The organism is Gynuella sunshinyii YC6258, assembly GCF_000940805.1.
GTDB lineage: Bacteria > Pseudomonadota > Gammaproteobacteria > Pseudomonadales > Natronospirillaceae > Gynuella > Gynuella sunshinyii.
Window position 1 is genome coordinate 4,534,801 of record NZ_CP007142.1, and the last position, 21,789, is coordinate 4,556,589.

Consider the following 21,789-nt stretch of genomic DNA (forward strand, 5'->3'; position numbering starts at 1 on the left):
TTTTTAAAAATTGAGCAGCCTAAAAGAAGGATATATAAAACAGGAAAAATCATTGAAACATAATATTGCCAACAGGTCTGAAAGATAACCGCCTTTACCTGACCGGTGCAATCACCATTACGACAAGAATGATTCCACAGCGGCAACATGACCACTCTGCACTCTGTTTAATGAACATGCTCATTGCAGGTAGTATCAAAAATCAGCCCACATCAATATCGTTCAAAACAAGTTTTCATAGAGACACAATAGATAGAAATAAAGCTAAAAAACAATGTCAAAATAATTTAAATTTCGTAAACAAGGCCAAATACCAGTCAATATTATTATTGCAAATAAATTCGCTATTCTTATGCTTGTTTTCAACATTCATATCCATAATCACCACTACCATGCAAAAAACCCATCAGCACGACGATTCGTCTTTAAACAGTCAATTTAACTACCTCTTCAACGGTTTGTTTAAAACCAGCATCCCATTGAAAAACAAATTATTTTTAAAAACATCTATCGGTCCAACACCTTACTGGCCTCTGGGGAATGCTCATAATTTTCTTGGCCAGTCACCCTATATGGTACTAAAGCAATATAACGATAGTTTTGGCAACACGGTAACATTTTGGCTCCTTAAAAAAGCCAATGTCCTGCTCGTTGATCCCCGGGACATTCAGGTTTTGTTCGAACAATACACACCAGATATATTTAAAGACTCACCTAAACATGCGGCGGGAAAGTATTTTAGAAGAAGTGTGTTTTTTGCAAACGGTTCTGAATGGGAAAAGAAAAGACAACACCATCCTTTGTCGCATCAGAACATCAAATCATTTTTTGGTATGGCTCAACCCATGCTGAGAAACATCTGCAAACACTACATAAACAGGATCAACGCTTTCGATGAACCCAAAGAAATCCCCCTGTTTGATGAAATGACCAGGCTGTCTTTTGAAATATTCTGCCAGTTTATGTTGGGAGAAAAAGCGACATACACTACATTCGATGCATATCTGACACAAATGCAGGATATGCATCGTCGAGGCACGTCACTTTTCCCGATTACTGGATTTTCGACTGCCAGAAAGGCCGGATATTGGCGAAGAAAAGTGGAAAAAACGATCAATAGTGCCAGAAATTCACCCCAAAAATCATTCTTTAGCTTACCAGGCTGGCTTTCTGACCAGGGCCAAATTGATGATAGTGGATTTAAACTGCTGAGAGACGAAATCAGCACAGCATTTTATGCAGGAACACGAAATGTAGCATCGGCAGTCAGTTTCCTGATACAACTGATAGCGGCGCATCCTGATAAATATACCCAACTGCAACAGACAATTGATGCCTTTATGCAGAATCACCCAAATGGTTATCAATATGAGGATCTGGCAGAACTCGAATATCTTGATTGCACCTTAAAAGAGACGTTGCGGTTATACCCTACGGTTCCCGCATTCTTTAGAGAGGTACTACCGGGAAGGCAACTGGAGTTGCCAAGCGTCGTGTTACCGGAAAAAACCCAGATATTTATCTCCAGCTGGGTCACTCACCGTAATCCGGAACTGTGGCCTTCTCCGGAAAACTTTCAGCCAGAGCGTTTTTTCGAGGAACCCCAAAAATATACCTATTTTCCGTTTGGGGTAGGTCGACAAATCTGTGTTGGCAAGGCAATGACTGATTTTATTGTCAAGGTGACGGTCATTGAGTTGTTAAGCCAGTTAAAATTTGAATCGCTGTTACCTCACAACACCAGCTATATCGATAACGAATACTTTTCCGGCATTATCATTCCCAGCAATGGTCTGGCCATTAAAGTGCGCAATTTATCAAGCCAACAGAGATAAGTCTCATGATGCCTTCTATTCCCAGCAGAGACGCTTTTCAGCAAAAACGAAAAATACGTTTATCATCGAAACAACGAAAGTATCGCTACAGGGTCCGCCAATCGTTACCACCATTGGCTGAAGCAAAAAGATTGCCGCTGGCTGAGAAATTTGATCTGCCCTACTATTATCGGCGAACCCGCCCCCTGTTTAGGTTAATCGTCAATAACTATCTGAACCTTCTCGAAAACTGGATACGCCCGATCAAAGGTAAGGAAGCATATTCGAAGGTCTTTAAAGTCATCGATCCACCAGCAGCGGTGGCAAACTTTCTGAGCGATGAGGATTTTGCCTGGCAGAGAGTTGCGGGCGTGAATCCCGTGGTTATCCAAAGAGTGAGAGACAGACTGCCCGACACATTGGAAATTGATGAACAGTCATTACTATCGTTAATTGACTCAAGCGCATCGTCCTTGTCTGAAGTCATTGAACATGGCCGGTTATTCATTGCGGACTACAGCATTCTAAACGGGCTCTCAAAAGGCCGGTATGCAGATTTGAATAAAGTTCTTTACGACCCATTGGTTGTTTTTCACTATGGTTCGACATCGAATCAAAAGCCTTTCCTCAGACCCATAATCATTCAACTCAGTCAAAGTCAGCAAAACAATACACTGGTTTCCTATAAAGACGGCGAACAATGGTATTCTGCAAAATGGCACGTTCAAACCGCAGACGCCCATTATCATCAGTTTGTGGTACACCTGGTATGGTCTCATCTGGTATTTGAACCTTTTCCCATCGCCACAAACAGACAGTTAAGTGAGAACCATCCGGTTCACATCTTACTGAAACCTCACTGTAAATACTCACTGGCAATCAACGAGTTTGGTCGTCTCAATCTGCTTTTCCCTAAAGGCTATGGTGAAAACCTGTTCGCCGCGAGTCTGGATGGCATCAAAGCACTTGCCACCAAAGCTTTCGGTCTATGGTCTTTTGAAGAATCCTTATTTGAAAACGACATCGCTGCCAGAGGCATGGAACAGCTGGAAGAATACCCATATCGGGATGACGGCTTGCTGATCATCAACGCGATTGAGGAGTTTGTCCGGGAATATTTAAAAATCTACTACAAAAACGATGAAGATGTTAAAAATGATCATGAACTGGTCGCCTGGTTGAACGAACTCAGGTCCGAAACCGCTGGCAATGTAAAAGGCTTACCTGAAAAACTACAGGACATCGAGACACTGGCACGTACCATCAGGCATATTATTTTTATCTCTGCTGTGCTCCATAGTGCAGTCAATTATCCCCAATGGGACTATATGGGCAGCGCCTTGAATATGGCAACATCGGCCTACAAACATGTCGATGCTGAAGAGCAACAAGGAGAAGGCACCGAAGATCTACCGCCTTTCACACAACTGATGAAGCAAATGAACTTCATCTACTATATCTCCAAACCCTATCACAACTTTTTAGGCCAATACCGGGCGAAAGATTTTACGGACGAAAAAGCATGGACAGCCATTAGAAACTTTCAGATAAAACTCAATCAAATTGAAAGCACCATCAATCAGCGCAACGGTTATCGACATCGCCCGTATACCGGATTACTTCCTTCCAGAATATCAAATAGCCTGAATACATAAGGAATGCCATGAAAACTCAAAAACTATACATCTACAAGGCAGATATTCTGCCACTGACATTTATTTTTCTGCTGTTTACATGCCAATGTATTGTCTACTTTAAGGTTGATTCCATTGCCTTACTGCTGCTTTCATCGTTGTTGTTCATGCCTCTGCTAACCTTCTGTGTTTCTTACAATCATCATCATGCTCATGTTCCGGTATCAAATTCGAAAATACTTAATTCAGTTATCAATCGTGTCCTATGCCTGCAGGTATGGATCAGTCACTATGCATGGATTTTACACCACAACATCGGTCATCATGCGAACTATATGAATCAACACCCTGACCATCATGGAGACATTGATGACTCCAATTGGACTCGCGAAGATGGAACTCAAATGGGGCGAATGGAATACACAATATACCTTGTCAAAACGGCGGGTCACAGAGTAACCGAGAATGGGAAAAAATCAGTACAGACTTATAAACGCTACCTGAGCTTTAAACTGCAGAATTATGTTCTACTTATTCTTCTTCTGCTTTATAAACCCGTTGCCGCTTCATTGATATTTATTATTCCTTCGCTGGTCATGGTTGTTTATACCTTTTGGCTGACCTATCCTCATCACTCCGGCCTGCGAACAGAGGATCCATATAAAGCATCCCGCTCTATAACTCACCCGCTGTATAACTTCTGGTTTTGCAATCTTGGCTATCATGCTGCACATCATATTAAGCCAGGAATGCACTGGTCTGCATTACCTGATTTTCATAAAAGCATAGAAGATAAAATACCTGATCATCTGATTCAGCGAACACTATTCCCGGAACCAAGACAAATTCTAAAGACGGAAGACCTTGAATATGACCTATAGTCCACCGTTTTTATTCCGAAACGCGTATCTGAGTACCATTTATCCAACGTTATGCAGAAAAGTTGAGGTGCCCATCAAACCTCTTACGTGCTTTATCACAACGAGAGATGGAGATGAGCTGAACTTCAACTGGTACCGCGATAACCATTCCCGGGTGGTGATCCTGGTACATGGTCTGGGCGGCAATAACCAACGCCCCTATATTCTGGGTATGGCAAGGGCATTATTATCGGCCGGCTGGGATGTTGTGGCTATGAATTGTCGCGGCATGGGCGGGATCATGAATAAAAAAAGTCGAATATACCACGGCGGGTCAACAGATGATCTTGAAGACGTCATTCAACATATTCAGGATCAGGACATTTATCAGGAAATAGCTCCGGTCGGCTTCAGTGTTGGTGGCAACATCATTCTGCTTTATTTGGGCAAAGACGCAAACACAGTTTCACATCTCATCAAAAAAGCTCTATGTTTTTCTGTTCCCTGCGATCTGAAACACAGTGCACTGGAGCTGGCCAGACCAAGAAACAAAGTTTTCATGAAGTATTTTTTACGGGACTTCAAAACTCTGATGGAACAAAAAGCGGCCGCCTTTCCCGACCAGATATCGGTGGCAGGATTCGAGGAAATTGTAAACTTCCAGGAATTTGATAACAGATACACGGCACCGTTGCATGGCTTTAAAGATGCAGAAGACTACTGGTATCAGTCCAGCTGTAAACAATATTTAAAGAATGTTCGAATAAAAACGCTCATTGTGATGGCACAGGATGATACTTTCATGCCAAAGCAGTGTTATCCCATTAAAGAATCCGAACAAAACAAGTACCTTACTCTCGTGACCCCCAGACATGGAGGGCATGTTGGGTTCGTCGCCTTTAACCCGCAAAACCACTACTGGTCGGAAAAGACCGCTATACAATATTTAAATGATTAAAGGAATCAGGACTATGCAAAAAGCGGACGATCACAGAAACAGAACTTTCACTTGGGAAGATCCGGCCCAAAGTGCACAGAAAGCCTCGCAAATGAGCGGCCTCGAATACTTATCGGCCATCAGCAGGGAAGAAATCCCGATGCCACCGGTTATGAAGTTACTCGGGGTAGAGGTTCTTTTAGTCAATGAAAATGGCGTCTCATTGGAGTTTGTTCCAAAAGAGTATCACTACAACACCATCGGAGGTGTACATGGTGGCATTTATTCGACACTGCTCGACTCCGTGATAAGTTGCGCGGTGCATGCAACTCTGGAAAAAGGTATCGGGTATTCCACCATTGATTTAAAGGTTAATTTTATTCGCCCCATGACGATAGAAACAGGCCTGGTAAGCTGTCTCGGGAACGTAGTCAATTCGGGTAGAAGGCTCGCATTCGCGGAAGGGAAAATTATAGACCAGGCAAACAAACTGCTCGCGACAGCCACCGGCACGTGTATGATCCATCGATAACCGGGTACGGCCATAGCTGGATTTAAGGATCCCTTGCGGGACTAACATTGCTTAAGTACATGAGGATTTGAGAGGGGTCTGCCTCCAGACGGAGTTGACAATGACCTGCTTTCACGCAGGACATTGTCAGCTCCGTTAAACCCTCATTTACTCCGGGAAACTGCGGTTTTCCGAGCGGTACGTCCTGGCCTGCATCAAAACGATTTCTATTTTCCAGAGCCCCACATATATCGAACCTACAAAGAGCTTCAGTCTAAAAATCTTTTATACCATGTTGTTTTAACTCCGCCAGAATTTCTCGTAGTGCCTCTTCCCCTTTATTGGTCAGTATACGAGTGTTGATCACGCAACTCTCGGATTCCTCAATTTCCAGACAAAGGTGACGAATGTTCTCCAAGTATTCATCATAGTGAATGGGTACCGCCAAAAACACATGCCAGTCATTAAGCGATGCTTTACGCGCCAACATCATTTCCAACAGCCTTTCAACGTTTTCCTGGGATATTCGGTATACTGGTCGTCTGAGCAGCATAAATCCTGCAAAAATTACCACCATCACTATTGCCGTCAGTAATATCAACCCCATTCTCTCATCTCCTCAATATACCTATTAGGAGGTACTTCAATCGGATTATGCCATGCCTCCAGATTGTTTTGTCCTGTTGCAGTGATTTTAATTTTGACCTAACAACTGACCACAGACTGACTGTGATTTTGCACTGATTTATTCCAAAGCTGAATTTTTCCTATCACTTGTTTGTGCAAATTCCGCTCAAAAGAGCTTTTTTCAGCTTTTTTCCGAATATGGCATAAGCGATGCACTCATGACCTATGAATTAGATCGCACACTGAGACAGTCTGCCTGTCCTTCCAGTTGCACGACAGCATCTGTTCTCAGATTGTGCAGCATTCATGTTTATCAAAATCACCGTAGTTTGGAGAACTCCTGCCATGCAAATTGCTAGTAAGTTCAAACAGTTATTTCTGGGTACGATATGTTTATCGACTGTTATCTGCAGCCAGGCATATGCCGAAACCGGTGAGCCGGAAAAAGAAGACCTTAAGTTTGGTTTTATCAAACTGACCGACATGGCACCACTGGCCATAGCCTATGAAAAAGGATATTTCGAAGATGAAGGACTCTATGTCACACTCGAAGCTCAGGCCAATTGGAAAGTGCTGCTGGACCGTGTTATCGATGGACAACTGGACGGCGCCCATATGTTAGCCGGACAACCACTTGGAGCCACGATTGGGTTTGGTACTCAGGCAAATATCATTACCGCATTTAGCATGGATCTGAACGGCAATGGAATTACCGTTTCGAACGCCGTGTGGGAAAAGATGAAGCAGTACGTGCCTATGAAAAATGGTTTGCCTGTTCATCCTATCAAGGCAGATTACTTGAAACCTGTGGTAGAAGAATACAAAGCAGAAGGCAAGCCATTTAATATGGGAATGGTATTTCCGGTTTCCACTCACAACTATGAACTACGCTACTGGCTGGCCGCCGGTGGTATCAATCCAGGGTATTATGCCCCATTGAATGGTGACACCTCAGGTACCCTCAAAGCAGATGCATTTCTGTCCGTCACCCCGCCGCCCCAAATGCCAGCGACACTGGAGGCTGGTACCATTTACGGTTACTGTGTCGGCGAACCCTGGAATCAACAGGCTGTCTTTAAAGGCATCGGCGTGCCTGTCATTACCGATTATGAAATATGGAAAGATAATCCAGAGAAGGTGTTTGGTGTCAGTCAGGAGTGGGCAGACAAATACCCCAATACTCATATTCATGTAGTCAAGGCTCTGATCCGGGCAGCCAAGTGGTTGGATGAGAATAACAATGCCAATCGCAAGGAAGCCGTCGACATTCTGTCAAAACCTTATTATGTCGGTGCCGATGCCAACGTCATTGCCAACTCCATGACCGGCACCTTCGAGTATGAAAAAGGTGATAAACGAGAAGTCCCCGACTTTAACGTCTTTTTTCGTTATCACGCGACTTATCCTTATTACTCTGATGCAGTCTGGTATCTGACCCAAATGCGACGCTGGGGACAGATTCCCGAATATAAGCCAGACAGTTGGTACACCGATATTGCCAAAAAAGTCTATCGTCCGGACATTTATGCCCAGGCAGCTAAAGATCTCATTGCCGAAGGCAAAATGAACGCAACAGACTTTCCTGACTTTGAGACGGAAACCGGATTCAAACCACCTCATCAGGAATTTATTGATAGCGTGATGTATGACGGTACCAAACCCAATGCCTATATCGACAGTTTTGCCATTGGCCTGAAAGCCAAAGACAAAATCTGAAGATGCATCCATAAAAGGCAATATTCCGGCCGGTTCAAAGAACCGGCGATTCCACACAGGTTATTCACTTATGAACAGAGTCAATACAAACAGGTATTCATTCATTCCGTTGTTCAATTTGTTCAAATACAAAAACAATGAGATCTCGCTGGTTCGCCTGCTCCAAAAAATCGGCCTGCCCACAGGGGGAATATTACTGTTTTTATTTTTCTGGAGTGTTGCGGCACAAAATATTGATACCTCTCTGGGAAAATTTCCAGGACCTACTGAGGTGTTCAACCAGGCAAATAGTCTCGTTGCAGAACATCAGGCAGAACGATTACGGGAAACTGAGTTTTATCAGAGACAACAACAACGTAATGCCGACAAGCTTGCCAAAGACCCCTATGCCGATATAAAGACTCGCCCCTATACCGGATCACCTACTTATTTCGATCAGATACTGACCAGTATGATTACCGTACTAAGTGGTTTTATCCTGGCTTCAGCGATTGCTATTCCACTTGGCGTCATTATTGGTTTAAGCAAAACCATCAATGCGGCACTGGCACCGGTTATCCAAATCTTCAAACCGGTTTCGCCACTGGCATGGTTACCTCTGGTCACTATGGTGGTCAGTGCGGTGTACGTGACCGATGACCCCTTGTTCGCCAAATCATTTTTAAACTCGATGTTCACCGTAACATTATGCAGTCTTTGGCCAACGCTGATTAATACCTCTGTGGGTGTCGCCAATGTCAACTCTGATCTGATCAATGTCAGCAAGGTACTAAGACTGAGCTGGCTGACCCATACCCGGAAAATAGTGTTGCCCTCGTCTATTCCGATGATTTTTACCGGGCTGCGCCTGTCTCTCAGTATCGCCTGGATGGTGCTGATTGCCGCTGAGATGCTGGCCCAGAACCCCGGCCTGGGCAAATTTGTCTGGGATGAGTTTCAGAATGGCAGTTCAAATTCTCTCGGCAGAATCATGGTGGCGGTGCTGACGATTGGGTTTATAGGTTTTCTGCTGGACCGGATCATGTTGATGATTCAGCAGCGGGTAAACTGGGACAGACATGCCGATATCCGTTAACAGGCCTTTGATTTTCGTAACTAAGGCCGTGAAGGCAAATCACAAATCAAGAACAAATCCACCGAAACCGAAACTGGGCCACGGTTGGTAAATAACCGAAGTATCGGGTATGCCAACTTCAATGAACCTGCGTCGACGCAATGGTTATTCAAAGGCTCCTTAACAGAAAGATCAACCGAAAGGTACGACTATGTCTAAAGCTCATCTTGAACTGACTCAGGTCGGTATTGAATTTCCAACCCTCAGAGGAAACTTTGTGGCGTTGCAGAATGTTAACTTGAAAATAGCCAAAGGCGAATTCGTTTCCCTGATAGGTCATTCCGGTTGTGGAAAATCCACGGTGTTGAATATCGTTGCCGGCTTGTATCAGGCTACTACTGGTGGAGTGGTGCTAAATGGCCGGGAGGTCAACTCCCCAGGACCAGAACGCGCTGTGGTATTTCAGAATCACTCGTTATTACCCTGGCTGACCGCTTATCAAAATGTTGAACTGGCAGTCAAACAGGTTTTCAGACATCAAAAAAGCAAACGGGAAATGCAGGAGTGGATCGAACATAATCTCGCACTGGTACATATGAGTCATGCCATGCACAAACGCCCGGATGAAATTTCCGGGGGTATGAAACAACGGGTCGGCATAGCCAGAGCACTGGCCATGGAGCCCTCCGTACTGCTGATGGATGAACCATTTGGTGCCCTGGATGCCCTGACCAGAGCACATCTACAGGACTCGCTTATGGACATACAGGCTGATCTGAACAGTACTGTTATCATGATTACCCATGATGTTGATGAAGCGGTTCTGTTATCTGATCGTATCATCATGATGACCAATGGACCGGCTGCCACCGTGGGAGAGATTCTGACAGTTAACCTGCCACGGCCACGGAATCGCCTGGAACTGGCGGATCAGCCCGAATACAATCATTACCGCTCTGAAGTCTTGAAATTCTTATACGAAAAACAACGAAAAATTGAAGAAATCAATCGACCTGTAAAATCAGCTAATACTTCAAAAGATAAAACAGCTGTCGCCTAAAGGCGACAGTAATGCCGGGAAAATACTGATCACACTCAGGTTAATTGATACATCGCCAACATGAATCCAGGTGAGCTGGGGTATTTTTTTTAAATCGGCTATATTTTCGAAGTCCATCACAGATCAATCAATTCGTTAGATCATCTGTCATTGCTCTTCGTCAACAATTAGCATGAAAAAAACTGAAAAATTTGGTTATTTGTCCTTAAATATCCAGTTTGACAGACTTATATAGATAAACCAGATTTCAATATATCTATAGTGTAATGTTAAGTGTTATTTCCAGCGTGCTACACTGCATACTTGGGTAGGCCCAAAATCCTGCACCCCTGAATACGGATGGTCAGTTATACTTGCTGACACGGCACATCCCCCAGAGACAGCCGCATTTTTTCCGAATCCCCTTAAAGGATTTCTGAATGCTGTGAGTAAGGAAACCGGGGTAAAAACCTGTTAGAAACGAGAGTTTATACGGCAGAAATGAGCGATCTAAACAGATTTTTTGCAGCTTTACGGCACAGATATTTATTCAGTGGCTTCTCACGAGCTTACCCATCACATTGCCTCGTATCCCTAGGGAACCTCTGAAAAATGGCCTATTTTTGCACAGGACGTTGTCAGCCCCAGTCTCACATCCTCATTTACGCCAGTAAACTGCGGTGTTGCGAGTGGTGCTTCTTTGCCTGCATCAAAACTATTCCTATTTTTCAGAGGCCCCTAGTTTTATTCGTACCAGGCGATTCATCATTTCATTTCAGATCACTTATTAACAGGTAAAATCAAGGAAATTATAAATGTCCGGGTTCACCAAAAACCTTTTTTCAAAAATCATCATTTCAATGATTGTTGTTTTCTGTTCATTTGACACCTTTGCGGCCATCAATAATATCGACGACGCAATCAATAAAGCAGGCCGTCAGCGCATGCTCAGCCAAAGAATGGTTAAGTCCTACTTGCTCCTGGGCCTGGAAGTCACACCAGATAAAACAAAATCACAAATGGATGCAGCCATCGAATTGTTTGAGCAACAGTTGAAGGAATTGGAAGTCTACGCTGACAGTGAGAAACTGAAACAATCGCTGCTAACGGTACGTAAACATTGGTCTGCTTTTCAAAAGCCGTTGCAGCAGGAATATGATATAAACGCCGCAAAAACGTTACTTTCTGATGTGGAAAACCTGCTCGCTGAGTGTGAGAACGTTGTTACCATTCTTGACAGCGAGGCCGGAACCAGCAAAGCCAAGCTGGTAAATGTCAGTGGCCGTCAACGCATGTTGTCACAACGAATCGCCATGTTTTATTTTGCCCATGCACTCAACATCGGCACAGAAAAAGAAAAATCCAGTTGGCAGCAGGCCATCGATCAGTTTGACAGTGCACTCAAAGAACTGATTGCTTCTTCTGAGAATACACCACAAATTTCCGAGTCTTTACGAAAAGTCGATGCTCAATGGAAACTGTCAAAATCGAGTTTTTCTCTCATGGACAAGGACAATTTCGTCCCCCTTATTATTCAGGTAACGAGCGATGGAATATTAAAGAATATGGATTCCATTACCGGACTATATAGCAACCTATAGTTCTATTTATTATTTCGCCATCTGAACAGTTTAATTCTTTTTTTCTCATCGCCATCACTTTGTAAATCATGCACAAGCATTACCAACAAAGAGGTATGGCGATTTCACCAACTCATACCATTTAACATACTAATTTACGTATTCCATTTTCATTCCGCTGGCATATCGATTGCGTCATTGAACGAACATCCACAAACGGGAGCGTTTAATGTCATTAACCAATCTGAATCTGAGCCATTTTTCCGACCCCGCAACCAGAACCCTGCATTACACTTGGTTCGCATTTTTCCTGACGTTTGTTGTTTGGTTCAATGCCGCACCACTCAAACCACTTATTACAGAAACTTTTAATCTGAGTAATGACCAATGGAAAGCCATTTTGACATTGAATGTGGCGCTGACCATCCCGGCCAGAATAGTCATTGGGATACTGGTTGATAAATTCGGGCCGCGAGTTGTTTACGCTATTTTGTTGTTGCTAACAGGTGTTCTATGCCAATTGTTTGCCTGGGCACAAAACTATCAACAATTGGCACTGGCCCGTTTTTTACTTGGATTTGCAGGCTCTGGTTTTGTCATCGGTATACGGCTGGTAGGAGAATGGTTCCCACCCAGAACGGTTGGGCTGGCCCAGGGTATTTACGGCGGCTGGGGTAATTTCGGCTCTGCCGCAGCCGCATGGACATTACCCACTCTCGCCATTACCTTGTTTGGCGGCGAGAATGGCTGGCGCTATGCGATTGCCTTTACTGGAGTACTCGCTTTTCTATATGGATTATTGTTTTATCTGAAAATACGGGACACTCCCGAAGGGGCAACTTATTTCAGACCGAGCAAATCTGGTGGTTTAGAGGTCTCCAATAAAAGAGATTTTTGGTTTTACATCATTATGAATGTACCGATGTATATCATTCTGGCGATACTCGCGTGGAAACTCTCCCCTTCCGGAGTAGGGCTGCTGGGACACATCGAAACGTATGGCATGTACGGCATACTGATGCTGCTGTTTGTATATCAGTTTAGTCAGATTGTCAGAGTGAACTGGAATATCCTACGAGGACATCATCCTGCGGCCCATGACCAATATAAGTTCAGACAAGTGGCGATTCTGGATTGGGCATATTTTGTCACTTTTGGCTCAGAACTTGCGGTCGTCTCGATGTTACCGGCGTTCTTTATGGAAACATTTACCGATATGAGTGTTACCTCCGCTGGCTTGTTTGGGGGCCTCTATGCGTTAATGAACCTGATAGCACGTCCCAGTGGTGGTTTGATCAGCGACAGACTGGGCCGCCGCCGAACCTTATCCTTCACCATACTTGGACTGGCTATCGGTTATTTGTTGATGTCACAGGTCAATGCCGAATGGCCGTTATTACTGACTGTACTGACAGTTATGGTATGTTCGTTCTTTGTTCAGGCTGGAGAAGGTGCCGTATTTGCCGTTGTACCTCTGGTCAAAAGACGGATGACTGGTCAAATCGCCGGCATGGCAGGTGCTTACGGAAATGTAGGAGCGCTGACGTTTTTAACTGTTTATACCTTCGTGGACGCCAGCACATTCTTTATGATCATTGGCAGTAGCGCCCTGGTAGTTTATCTGATCGTTCAGTGGCTGGAAGAACCGAGCGGCCATATGACGGAAATACTGCCCGATGGCCGCATGGCATTCATAAAGGTTTCCTGACAGACAAACCCACTGATTATGGCTTACCAACCTGATCCAGCCAGCTTTCAATAATCTGTTGCCTGGCTGGATCAGAAAAGCCCTGTGGTGGCATACGTCGGTCTTTAACCACTTTCTGATACATGAGTCCGGATGTCAGCCAGCGTTTGGAGACTTGCCTGGAGAGCTGTTCATGGCATGCCTGACATTCACTGGCCAATACCTGACTGACATTTTCCGGAGGCGTAATTTTCTGATCCTGCTGCCATAGATTCTGGCTGACAAAAGCTTCCCCGGGAGCCAGACGCAACAGACTGCGATTATTGTCTTCGATAACCCAAACAGAGCCATCGCTACTGGCGGACAATCCAACAGGACTCCCTTTTGGCCGAACGCCCTCTAGCTGATCCCAGCGGTGAATCACCTCCAACGCCTCTAAACCATACCCTGAAGGATAGCTCTCCTGTTGACGCCCAAACTCCTGCTCCCGCGGATCTCTTGAATAATATGCGCCATCACGAATAATTGGCTGTTGTCGCTTATCCAGTTTCAATGCCAGAAGCTGATGACCGGAAACCTGATAACCATGCAAACTGACCAACAATGTATTGGCCAAAGCCGGCAGCGCATGCTGCTCATAAAACATCATATCCAGTGGCGCACCATGGGGTGGTAACAAGGCAACAGGAGAGTCATAGGCTTTACAGGCCGGTTTTATCGCGCGCCATAATGGATTGACTTGTTGTACCGGAAAACAGTAGGGCCAGCCATAGTCCTGATCGGGATTTACCTGATTTAATGTTTCTAATGGCGAGAATACCTGTTTGAAATCCATCCCGTTATCGGCCTGAAAGACCTTATCGTATCGATTTACCGCCAATGCCATTGAGTTCCTTAACCCTTTGGTCGTCCGGTAATGATCAAAATCCCATTGTTCCGTTTTTTCATCATAGGCATACCAACGCAATTGCGCATCTGTTTGACGCTGTGCACATACGCCTTTGGCGACCTCAGCCTGACATTGATCGGTGGGAGCCCCAAAATTTAAAACCAAAGTTTTATCCCGTAACAGGGTAAAGTTCATCAACGGATGACGATGACCATCGATTATCTGCCGGGTCAACAGCTCCTCACTCCGTACAAGATGGCCACTGTCATCCAGTGTGACTCGGATCAACCGGTCTTTCTCACCAACCAGTACCGCAGTGTCGTTTAACCGCTCCAGTCCATGAGGCAGATTAAGTCGTTGCAACAAAGCCTCAAAAGATTTGTTTTTTACATCGTAACGCCACAAGGTTCCGCGATGGTCACTCCACCCTCCCATGTCAGTAATCAACAACACACCTGGGCGCCATTCGATAATCCGTCTTGGCTTAACCAGCGGTTGTCCCTGATGAACCAGCCCGAGACACAGACCTGACTCAGTATCGATGGCTGCTCTGGGATAACCATCACATATTCCATCAGTCAGATAATTCTGAACCTTGGATTGCGCAACAGCGCATATAAAAGCCAGCAAAACAACAATACAGGATTTGAACATGAGTACTCACTACAGGTTAAATAACGGAAAAACAGGTAGATCATCTTAAGATCGCGGCTATACTAAAAAATGAGACGAATTTTGTCACGCCCATACCAAAGATTGATGGCAAACCTGCTGTCTATATACCCCAGGATCAAGGCATCCGGTTTACATGCAAACGGCATTGATAAGCAGAGGTTCAGCCAATCGCAATGCCTCGTGGTGATCTCAGGCAACTATAATACATTTGAGTGGTTAACAAGCTCCCAATTGGCACTCGCGACATAACAAACAATGTTGCATTTTTAGTGGGCCTGAGTCGCAAAAAACACCTGCTTCAGTGAAATCGGCAATAACATTCCATCCCAAAAACATCTCCTACTATTTTCGTGAATCAGGTACAGTGGTTCCTCATTGTTTGCACAATCTATTCAAATTAATTTTTATACTAACCGGGTCTTGTTCACTGATGTTCCGATAAGACAAAAAGGTAATTCGTTGCCTATCAGGAACAGGCCATTGCTTTACCATGTATACGAATGTTTTTACCTACAGGCAAATAACAATGTCGAGTAGCGGAATATTGACGTACCTCTACACCAAGAAAAAGGTGTCATTTTTGGCCTTTTATGAAAAATAAACAAAGTAGTCGTACTCGCTGGTTTTACCAGCAAACGAGGAGAAAACATGAGTCAACAAAAAACATCCCGAATGTTAAATCGAAGACAGGCTATCAAAAAAACAGGTTCGTTTATGCTGGCTGCACCTTTTGTCAGCTTGGCTGGCTGTAAGTGGGAAGATGTCACAGAGGAATTGGAAAACCAGCAAAGCAGTTATTCTTCCAGCACAGCAGCATTACTGAATGAGGACAATTCCGGAGTTGCCTGGGCAACCGGTGGAACGGCCTCTATGAGTGTCATTTATCCAAACCCGTTTGAAAGTACTGATCTGGGTAGTGCATGCACATTAACAGAATCGTTAACACTGGGTCCATGTTATTCACGTACTCTGGATCGTGAAGATATTTCCGAAGGTCGGGACGGACTCCCAGTAAGATTGAGTTTTATGGTCGTCGATTCCAACTGCAATCCTGTTCCCGGGGCTATTGTAGATATCTGGCACTGCGACCCTTATGGTGTCTATTCCGGAGATGACATGAGTGCGGTGGATTTTTGTACCGGTGGCGATACTGAAGCTCAGGCAGCAGCCTGGTTCAGAGGCACCCAAACCACTGACAGCGATGGTCGCGTTAACTTTAATACCTGTTTTCCCGGTTGGTATCAGGGACGTGCGGTGCACATCCACTTACAATTCATCATCAATGGAGAGACCTATCTGGTTTCGCAAGTGGGTTTCCAGGATAGCCTGAACCTTGAGATTCTGGCCAACGAACCGGTATACAATGAAAGAGGCATCAATGGCTACACGTATAACAACAGCGATACTGTTTTTCTAAGCAGCGAGTACGAAATATTTCTCTGCGACACTCAAAAAATGTCGGATGGTTCCATGCTCGCCTGGAAGACATTTGTGATACCTGATGAACCATCTTCAAACGATGAAGATCCGGATGGACCTGATGGTCCATGGGGACCTGGTGGTCCTGGAGGTCCTGGAGGTCCTGGCGGAGGTCGACCATAGGAAAAGTTCGTTAAAAATTTAATATACCATCAGCGGGATTACCCGCTTTTTTTTGCCATCAATTTAAATTCATATATAAATAAAATTAAAAAATTCTTGACCATACTGTTATCGTATAAAAAAAACACCCTAAAATTATTTTGAAAATTAATAATTCAGATAAAGAAATATGCCGAATTATTACACACTGACTCCACTCTTTTTTCTTATTGTATTTATAACCTGAGATTGCTGATTAGGAAAATTTAATCACTCTTAAATCTGAACGGAAGTACCCGTTTTCTACTGGTGGTCCCAAACCGGCAATACCCGATACCAGGACAAAACCGCAACAAAAAGGCCAAAAGAAGCCAACGTTGGACGTTCAGTTTCGTTTTAAAAGCCCGAAATAGAGGATGGAAAGCATCTCAATGAAAAAATTACCAACAGTATTAAAACGCAGAGAAGTACTTAAAAAAACGGGTTCAGTTCTTCTGGCTACCCCATTTGTAAGTCTTGTAGGTTGTGATCAGGAAGATAGTGATACAGATACCACATCGACTTCAACGTCCGACTCATCATCCAGATCATCATCTTCCAGTGCTTCGGATACCACGACAATAGATGCAGAACTGGAATGGGCATCTGGAGGTACGGACCTTATCACCGTCGATTATCCAGATGACAGTATTTTTGAAGATTCCGGCAGCTGTTCTTTGACGCTCACCGAACGTACCACCGAGGGTCCGTGTTATTTGGGTGTCAGCGAATCAGAAGATATTTCCGAGGGTCAAACCGGTCTACCCATGATGTTCTGCATGCAGTTGGTTGACGAAAACTGTAATCCTCTGGATGGCTATTTGATCGAAGTCTGGCATTGTAATACTAAAGGTATTTATTCCGGAGATACCAGTCAGAGTGATGACGACTCAACATTCGCAGGTGATTTCTGTACAGATAACGATGCCGAAGCTGAAGCCAGCGTCTGGTTTCGTGGCGAATTAACCACAGACAGCAGTGGTCGGGTCAATTTCAAGAGTTGTTTTCCTGGCTGGTATTCTGGTCGTACGATTCATATTCACTTCCGGGTACGTCAGGAATATGGTGGCAGTGACTATATGGTGTCTCAGTTCTGTTTCGATGACAGTTTTACCGAGGAAATCTGTACCACCCATGAGCTGTATAAAGCTCGCAGTATTCAGGACACCACTCTGGCTAGCGGTAAAGATACTGTGTTTCCAAAATCGGATTATCAGGATTTTCTGCTGAACATCGCACAGAACTCAGACGGCACTCTCCTGGCTTATAAACGCGTTATGATCAGCGCTTAAATCAACAGGGGTGTTTTGTTTTTCGGCATCCGCTTTTTCTAAGCGGACTGCCATGTTTTTTCAGGCAATCCGGTAGCGTCCTGGTTTATGATTTACCGCAATCACCAGGTTCAACATGATGACGGAAAGAACCGAGATTGCCAGAACCTCAAAACTAACAAGAAAATAAGACACCAGCAGAATGGTGCAGTCCACCGCCAACTGGAAAAAACCAGCCCGGATGTTGAATCGGTGCTGCAGGTAAAAAGCCAGAATACCTACCCCACCCAGACTGGACTTATGGCGAAACATTATCAACATCCCGACGCCAATCAGAATACCGGCCATGACTCCAGCAAAATAAGGATTGACATGCTCAAGAACCACAAACATACCAATATATTCTGAAAAGACCGATACCACTGTAACCGAAATAAACGTATTCAAGGTAAAACGCAGGCCGATTTCCTTCCAGGCTAGATAGTAAAACGGCAGGTTTACGATAAAAAAGATCTGCCCAAAGCTGAAGGGTAATAATTTTGAGCCTACCAGTGCGATGCCTGCTGTCCCACCCGTCAGCAGTCCCTGGGACTTAAACAGAAATACACCAAAAGAAATAAATAACCCGGCACTGAATAGCGCAAACAGGTCCTCAAAGAGACTATGGAGTGAGTCATCAGAAGCCATGAATAAACCTTATAAAAAACAGCTGCGGGATTATACACGTTCCTCCGTCAGGTTAATCAAGTCACATAAAATGGCCACAGATGAATTTCAACGCAAAGTCTCCTTGATGCAACAAAGTGCCAAAAAGCAGCGGTCATAAAATCACCAGCAATTGGAGTAACCACTACCAAGCTCTCTGGGTGGGTTGTTTTTTGTACAATATGCTGATTTCAGGAGAAGCCATGCCTTCCCTATGCAAACCTGAGCGCCCCCAAAAAAGCCATTGATTATTCTGAAGGATTGAAACCTATACCTGATCAGCTTTGCATAGGTATTCAGCCGTGCCAGGGATTCTCTGATCATTAATCCGCTCAAATATCTGCTGCGTTGTTTAAATGGAATTTTTATAAAACGGCATATCATGGTGAAAAAACACCACTTACAGATACGGACATTTATGATTCATTAAAGAAAACATAAACTTACATAGAAGGATAAAAACATACTTTATTTAATTTACCCACCATACATATCGGATATTTTCCATCTATCTCAAGCAGATCAATTGCAATAAATCAACTGGATTTTTATCTACTATTACTCTATCCCGATAATTTCGTATCCTTCCGCGCCAGCAGATAGCAAACGTTTCTAAACCATATCGCTGCCGGGTTTTCAGATAATCATAATAAATGCTGAAAATACGGGGGAGTGTTGATATCTGGAGAGGATGCTTTACTCAAACGCATGCCCCAGGGCATCTCGTGTAAATGAGAATTTGAGAAGGCATCACTTATAAATGGGACTAACAATCTCCAGTGGAAATACACCCTTGTTAAAAAGCTGAATAACAATAAACGGTAACTTTCGGCAGCAACATTCTTAAGGAGCCTCCGAAAAATAGGAATAGTTTTGATGCGGACCAGGAAGCACCGCTCGGAACACCGCAGTTTACTGGAGTAAATGAGGATGTGAGAAGAGAGCTGAAAACGTCCTGCACGAACATAGGTCATTTTTCAGAGACTCCTTAACACAATTTAGAACAAGCTCATCTGCCTGAACATACTGGAGCCTTGAGATAATCTGGCACCTGAATACACATAAAAGAGATCAGCGGATATGTCTACAACATTGATTGTCGGAATTGATGGCAGCGAAGCCGGCCAAAGAGCTCTCGCTCATGCTAAACGACTCGCCACCTTGATTGGTGACTGTACCCTGACCCTGGTATACGTTATTGAATGGTCCCCGTACAGCTTTCAAACCCCGGAAGAAAATGCACTCAGAAAAAAACGTCGCGAAGAAGCCGTTGTCAAAGCCCGAACCCGGGTCATCGAACCTAATGTGGAAAATCTGATTAAAGAAGGTTTTCAGGCTGAAGGCGTAGTGCTGCATGGCAAAGTTGCCCAGTCACTGAATTCAGTCGCGCTGGAAAAAAATGCCGATCAGATTATTGTCGCCCGAGCCTCCGAGCATGGATTGACAGCACGAGTCTTTGGCAGCGCCACCGCCAACCTGGTTATGCATGCCAGCGTTCCAGTCACCGTCGTCAGTTGAGGTTTGCACATGACCAGAAAACATTTTTTAATTTCCATTTACATACTATTAGTAACCATGTTGTCCAGCGGAATGGCGCAGGCAAAAAGCATTGATGAGTCGGTCAACACTGTTTTCTCTGCCGCCACGGGCTGGTTTGTCTCACTGATCTTTGCGCCGATTCCGGGTACATCTTTTCCCTGGATCGTTGTCTGGCTGGTAACTGCAGCCAGCATTTTTACCGTTTATTTCGGCTTTTTGCAGTTTCGTACCATCCCTCATTCAATCGCTCTGGTTAAAGGTGATTATGCGGATCCCAATGACGCTGGCGAGGTGAGTCATTTTCAAGCCCTGGCAACTGCATTGTCCGGTACCGTCGGCCTTGGCAACATTGCGGGGGTTGCTGTTGCAATTGGCATTGGTGGCCCTGGCGCAACTTTCTGGATGATTATGGCCGGCTTACTTGGCATGGCCTCAAAATTTACCGAATGTACCCTGGGTGTTAAATATCGCAACGAATACAAAGATGGCAGTGTATCGGGTGGCCCGATGTATTATCTGTCCAAAGGTTTTGCTGAGAAAGGCCTGCCTGGTGGAAAAGTGCTGGCGATCATGTTTTCAATTTTCTGTATTCTTGGCTCGTTTGGTGCCGGCAATATGTTTCAGGCTAATCAGGCTCACGCTCAGATCAGCGGACTGTTTGGCAACTATCCCGGCTGGATTACCGGACTGGTATTCGCCGTATTGATTTTTTTGGTCATCGTCGGTGGCATCCGTTCAATCGCTAACGTGACCGAAAAAATCGTTCCGGTTATGGGCGTGCTATACGTTGGCAGTGCCCTGGTTATTCTGATACTCAACGCAGATAAAATACTCTGGGCCATAGAACAGATTTTTGCCGGCGCCTTCACTGGCCTGGGTGTTGCTGGAGGCCTGACCGGGGCGCTGATCCAGGGCTTTAAGCGGGCCGCGTTTTCCAATGAGGCCGGCGTCGGTTCAGCAGCCATCGCCCACTCCGCCGTGCAGACCAAAGAGCCAGTCACCGAGGGTTTGGTTTCACTGCTTGAACCATTTATTGATACAGTGGTGATCTGCACCATGACCGCATTGGTTATCATCGTAACCGGCCAGTTGATGACCGATCCGGAAACCGGAAAATATCTGCTGAGCGAAACAGGTCATATCGTTACCGTTCACGGTAGTTCCGGCGTGGCACTGACATCAGATGCCTTTGCTTCGGCTTTCGGCTGGTTCCCTTATCTGCTAATGGCAGCGGTTATCATGTTTGCATTTTCGACCATGATCAGTTGGTCTTATTACGGCCTTAAAGCATGGACGTTTCTGTTTGGTGAAACCCGAAAAGCAGAGCTCACTTTTAAGTTATTATTTTGTCTGTTTGTGATCGTTGGTGCTGCTTCCAGTCTCGGACCCGTTATTGACTTTTCTGATGCCTCACTATTTTCAATGGCGGTGATAAACATCATTGGTCTCTACGTCCTGATGCCAATTGTGAAAACCGAACTGAACTCTTACATGTCGCGGTTGCAGGACGGTTCCATTGTGAAATACAAAAACAGCAAAACCCGGGAAGCCAAATCCTGAGAACGCCCTGAATGATCTACGCGGCACGGGTAATGATTCAGAAGCTCCCTAAATATCCGGAATCTGTATAT

17 protein-coding genes are annotated in these 21,789 nt (G+C 44.7%); 14 read left to right on the top strand and 3 right to left on the bottom strand.

Annotated features, from left to right (window positions below; all coding sequences use genetic code 11):
• Positions 1–65 precede the first annotated feature (65 nt).
• Genes YC6258_RS18840 through YC6258_RS18860 form a run of 5 tightly spaced genes read left to right on the top strand, consistent with a single transcriptional unit; the run spans position 66 to position 5,777 of the window.
• Complete coding sequence (locus YC6258_RS18840) at positions 66–1,835, top strand: cytochrome P450 (RefSeq protein ID WP_082070805.1); 1,770 nt, start codon at positions 66–68, stop codon at positions 1,833–1,835.
• A 5-nt stretch (positions 1,836–1,840) separates the two neighbouring features.
• Positions 1,841–3,469 carry a lipoxygenase family protein gene (locus tag YC6258_RS18845; protein WP_044618294.1) on the top strand — a complete coding sequence of 543 codons (1,629 nt, stop codon included), beginning with the start codon at positions 1,841–1,843 and terminating at the stop codon, positions 3,467–3,469.
• 8 nt (positions 3,470–3,477) lie between these two features.
• Positions 3,478–4,329, top strand: coding sequence for a fatty acid desaturase family protein (locus tag YC6258_RS18850; RefSeq protein WP_044618295.1), 852 nt, complete (start codon positions 3,478–3,480; stop codon positions 4,327–4,329).
• On the top strand, positions 4,319–5,266 hold the full coding sequence (locus YC6258_RS18855) for a YheT family hydrolase (protein WP_044618296.1): 948 nt from the start codon (positions 4,319–4,321) through the stop codon (positions 5,264–5,266). The genes YC6258_RS18850 and YC6258_RS18855 overlap by 11 nt, the downstream gene beginning before the upstream one ends.
• A gap of 13 nt (positions 5,267–5,279) precedes the next feature.
• Positions 5,280–5,777, top strand: a complete 498-nt coding sequence (locus YC6258_RS18860) for a PaaI family thioesterase (RefSeq protein WP_044618297.1) — start codon at positions 5,280–5,282, stop codon at positions 5,775–5,777.
• A gap of 253 nt (positions 5,778–6,030) precedes the next feature.
• Here the strand turns inward: YC6258_RS18860 and YC6258_RS18865 are convergent, their stop codons facing one another.
• The gene (locus YC6258_RS18865) at positions 6,031–6,363 is read right to left on the bottom strand and encodes a hypothetical protein (protein ID WP_044618298.1); all 333 of its coding nucleotides are present in this window, start codon (positions 6,361–6,363) and stop codon (positions 6,031–6,033) included.
• A gap of 365 nt (positions 6,364–6,728) precedes the next feature.
• Between YC6258_RS18865 and YC6258_RS18870 the strand changes: the two genes are divergently transcribed.
• The 5 genes from YC6258_RS18870 (at position 6,729) to YC6258_RS18890 (ending at position 13,480) form a co-directional block, all read left to right on the top strand.
• On the top strand, positions 6,729–8,099 hold the full coding sequence (locus YC6258_RS18870; RefSeq protein ID WP_044618299.1) for a CmpA/NrtA family ABC transporter substrate-binding protein: 1,371 nt from the start codon (positions 6,729–6,731) through the stop codon (positions 8,097–8,099).
• Between the two features lie 70 nt (positions 8,100–8,169).
• Positions 8,170–9,174 (top strand): ABC transporter permease, encoded by a 1,005-nt coding sequence (locus YC6258_RS18875; protein ID WP_052830412.1) that lies wholly within the window; start codon positions 8,170–8,172, stop codon positions 9,172–9,174.
• Positions 9,175–9,364: 190 nt separating this feature from the next.
• Entirely contained in the window at positions 9,365–10,213 is an 849-nt protein-coding gene (locus YC6258_RS18880) for an ABC transporter ATP-binding protein (RefSeq protein WP_044618300.1), read from the top strand.
• Between the two features lie 794 nt (positions 10,214–11,007).
• Positions 11,008–11,793, top strand: coding sequence for a type IV pili methyl-accepting chemotaxis transducer N-terminal domain-containing protein (locus YC6258_RS18885; protein WP_044618301.1), 786 nt, complete (start codon positions 11,008–11,010; stop codon positions 11,791–11,793).
• Positions 11,794–12,001: 208 nt separating this feature from the next.
• The gene (locus YC6258_RS18890) at positions 12,002–13,480 is read left to right on the top strand and encodes a NarK family nitrate/nitrite MFS transporter (RefSeq protein ID WP_044618302.1); all 1,479 of its coding nucleotides are present in this window, start codon (positions 12,002–12,004) and stop codon (positions 13,478–13,480) included.
• A gap of 16 nt (positions 13,481–13,496) precedes the next feature.
• Here YC6258_RS18890 and YC6258_RS18895 read toward each other — a convergent pair whose 3' ends face one another.
• Positions 13,497–15,002: a PQQ-dependent sugar dehydrogenase gene (locus YC6258_RS18895; RefSeq protein ID WP_044618303.1), complete on the bottom strand. Its 1,506-nt coding sequence runs from the start codon at positions 15,000–15,002 to the stop codon at positions 13,497–13,499.
• Between the two features lie 669 nt (positions 15,003–15,671).
• On the opposite strand from YC6258_RS18895, the gene YC6258_RS18900 reads away from it, so the two are divergent.
• Together YC6258_RS18900 and YC6258_RS18905 are read left to right on the top strand one after the other, a co-directional pair.
• On the top strand, positions 15,672–16,625 hold the full coding sequence (locus YC6258_RS18900; protein WP_052830413.1) for a dioxygenase family protein: 954 nt from the start codon (positions 15,672–15,674) through the stop codon (positions 16,623–16,625).
• Positions 16,626–17,035: 410 nt separating this feature from the next.
• Positions 17,036–17,935: a dioxygenase family protein gene (locus tag YC6258_RS18905; protein WP_144407696.1), complete on the top strand. Its 900-nt coding sequence runs from the start codon at positions 17,036–17,038 to the stop codon at positions 17,933–17,935.
• Positions 17,936–17,995: 60 nt separating this feature from the next.
• On the opposite strand, the gene YC6258_RS18910 is transcribed toward YC6258_RS18905, so the two are convergent.
• Positions 17,996–18,601, bottom strand: a complete 606-nt coding sequence (locus tag YC6258_RS18910) for a YitT family protein (protein ID WP_044618305.1) — start codon at positions 18,599–18,601, stop codon at positions 17,996–17,998.
• A gap of 1,098 nt (positions 18,602–19,699) precedes the next feature.
• Here YC6258_RS18910 and YC6258_RS18915 point away from each other — a divergent pair.
• On the top strand, positions 19,700–20,137 hold the full coding sequence (locus tag YC6258_RS18915; protein WP_044618306.1) for a universal stress protein: 438 nt from the start codon (positions 19,700–19,702) through the stop codon (positions 20,135–20,137).
• A gap of 9 nt (positions 20,138–20,146) precedes the next feature.
• Positions 20,147–21,718, top strand: coding sequence for an alanine/glycine:cation symporter family protein (locus YC6258_RS18920; protein ID WP_044618307.1), 1,572 nt, complete (start codon positions 20,147–20,149; stop codon positions 21,716–21,718).
• Positions 21,719–21,789: the final 71 nt, after the last annotated feature.

Excerpts from the sequence above, each read along its gene's own strand:
- YC6258_RS18910 (WP_044618305.1), bottom strand. The coding sequence starts at position 18,601 with ATGGCTTCTGATGACTCACTCCATAGTCTCTTTGAGGACCTGTTTGCG.
- YC6258_RS18850 (WP_044618295.1), top strand. The coding sequence starts at position 3,478 with ATGAAAACTCAAAAACTATACATCTACAAGGCAGATATTCTGCCACTG.
- YC6258_RS18920 (WP_044618307.1), top strand. The coding sequence starts at position 20,147 with ATGACCAGAAAACATTTTTTAATTTCCATTTACATACTATTAGTAACC.
- YC6258_RS18915 (WP_044618306.1), top strand. The coding sequence starts at position 19,700 with ATGTCTACAACATTGATTGTCGGAATTGATGGCAGCGAAGCCGGCCAA.
- YC6258_RS18865 (WP_044618298.1), bottom strand. The coding sequence starts at position 6,363 with ATGGGGTTGATATTACTGACGGCAATAGTGATGGTGGTAATTTTTGCA.
- YC6258_RS18845 (WP_044618294.1), top strand. The coding sequence starts at position 1,841 with ATGATGCCTTCTATTCCCAGCAGAGACGCTTTTCAGCAAAAACGAAAA.
- YC6258_RS18890 (WP_044618302.1), top strand. The coding sequence starts at position 12,002 with ATGTCATTAACCAATCTGAATCTGAGCCATTTTTCCGACCCCGCAACC.
- YC6258_RS18895 (WP_044618303.1), bottom strand. The coding sequence starts at position 15,002 with ATGTTCAAATCCTGTATTGTTGTTTTGCTGGCTTTTATATGCGCTGTT.
- YC6258_RS18900 (WP_052830413.1), top strand. The coding sequence starts at position 15,672 with ATGAGTCAACAAAAAACATCCCGAATGTTAAATCGAAGACAGGCTATC.
- YC6258_RS18855 (WP_044618296.1), top strand. The coding sequence starts at position 4,319 with ATGACCTATAGTCCACCGTTTTTATTCCGAAACGCGTATCTGAGTACC.
- YC6258_RS18875 (WP_052830412.1), top strand. The coding sequence starts at position 8,170 with ATGAACAGAGTCAATACAAACAGGTATTCATTCATTCCGTTGTTCAAT.
- YC6258_RS18870 (WP_044618299.1), top strand. The coding sequence starts at position 6,729 with ATGCAAATTGCTAGTAAGTTCAAACAGTTATTTCTGGGTACGATATGT.
- YC6258_RS18885 (WP_044618301.1), top strand. The coding sequence starts at position 11,008 with ATGTCCGGGTTCACCAAAAACCTTTTTTCAAAAATCATCATTTCAATG.
- YC6258_RS18880 (WP_044618300.1), top strand. The coding sequence starts at position 9,365 with ATGTCTAAAGCTCATCTTGAACTGACTCAGGTCGGTATTGAATTTCCA.
- YC6258_RS18905 (WP_144407696.1), top strand. The coding sequence starts at position 17,036 with ATGAAAAAATTACCAACAGTATTAAAACGCAGAGAAGTACTTAAAAAA.
- YC6258_RS18860 (WP_044618297.1), top strand. The coding sequence starts at position 5,280 with ATGCAAAAAGCGGACGATCACAGAAACAGAACTTTCACTTGGGAAGAT.